The sequence below is a fragment of the Pseudomonas sp. 2VD genome, from assembly GCF_005503585.1.
GTDB classification, from domain to species: domain Bacteria; phylum Pseudomonadota; class Gammaproteobacteria; order Pseudomonadales; family Pseudomonadaceae; genus Pseudomonas; species Pseudomonas aeruginosa.
The window spans coordinates 1-1043 of sequence record NZ_SCND01000685.1; the positions used below are offsets into that span (position 1 = coordinate 1).

The 1043-nt window shown below is 68.5% G+C and carries 1 protein-coding gene and 1 pseudogene; both read right to left on the minus strand.

Annotated features, from left to right (window positions below):
* Positions 1–510 (minus strand): anaerobic ribonucleoside-triphosphate reductase (nrdD, locus tag FFS27_RS33075; RefSeq protein WP_256659917.1); only part of this gene is annotated, 510 nt, incomplete at its 3' end.
* Positions 511–667: 157 nt separating this feature from the next.
* A pseudogene (locus tag FFS27_RS33080) lies at positions 668–1043 on the minus strand (SAM-dependent methyltransferase); the annotation flags it as partial.

A 1043-nucleotide genomic window follows, 5' to 3' on the forward strand; every position in this document is an offset into this window, starting at 1 on the left:
GATATGCAGGTCGGCGTCGCGGTGGGCGGCGGCGATGTCGGCATCGTAGACCTCGTCCAGCCAGTAGTTCGCGGTGACCTTGCCGGATACGTTGAGGATCAGCCCGCCGAGGGAATAGCCCTGGTTGGCGTTGGCGCGCACCCGCCAATCCTCGCGGGAAAGGTATTCGTTCATCGACGCGGCGACGTCCACCAGGGTCTTGCGCTCGCGGCGCAGCCGGCCGTGGCGTTCGCGGTAGACCACGTAGGCGCGCGCCGTGGGGTAGTGGCCGGCCTCCATCAGCACCCGTTCGACCAGGTCCTGGACCCGTTCGATATCCAGGCAGGCGCGTTCCGGCAGGCGTTCCACCACGCGTTCGGCGAGCGCCTGCGCCTGCTGCGGGTCGAACTCGCCGGTGGCCTGGCCGGCGGCGGCGATGGCGCGTTCGATCTTGCCGGGATCGAAGGGGACTTCACGTCCGTTGCGCTTGAGCAGGGTGGCCGGCCAGGTAGCCTTCCGGGGCTGGGTCATTTCAGTCTCTCCACAACATGATGTGTTTTGATTTTGCAAAACAACAAGATGTTGTGGATTCTGGCGAGCGACGCCGAGCCGGCGTTGATCTGCGTCAACGTCCGGCGGATTGCCCGGGTTCCATTGGAGGTATTCCCCGCGCCCGGGTGACGGCGTATCAGGCCTGGGCGAGGCGGGCGAAGACCACGTAGTTGTCCAACTGCTGCCAGACCGTGGCGGCCTCGGCGAAGCCCGCCTGGCGCAGGGCGGCGAGATGGAAATCGAGCGAGCAGTCTTCGTCTTCGCTGGCGCGCCTGAGCGGGCGCCGCGCGAAATGGGCGTCGCGCTGCGCCTTCAGCGGGGCCAGCCGGGGGATCTGCGCGGCGCGTTGCCACCAGTCTTCCCAACTGTCCGCGCCGCTGGCCACGGAAGCCTGGAGGACCCGCTCGCGGTGCTTCCGGGACAATTCCGCGAGTCCCGGCCAGCGTCGGTCGTAGCGCATGTGGTCGGCGTTCAGCAGCCCGCCGCCGGGGGCGAGCAGCTCGCCCCCGGCG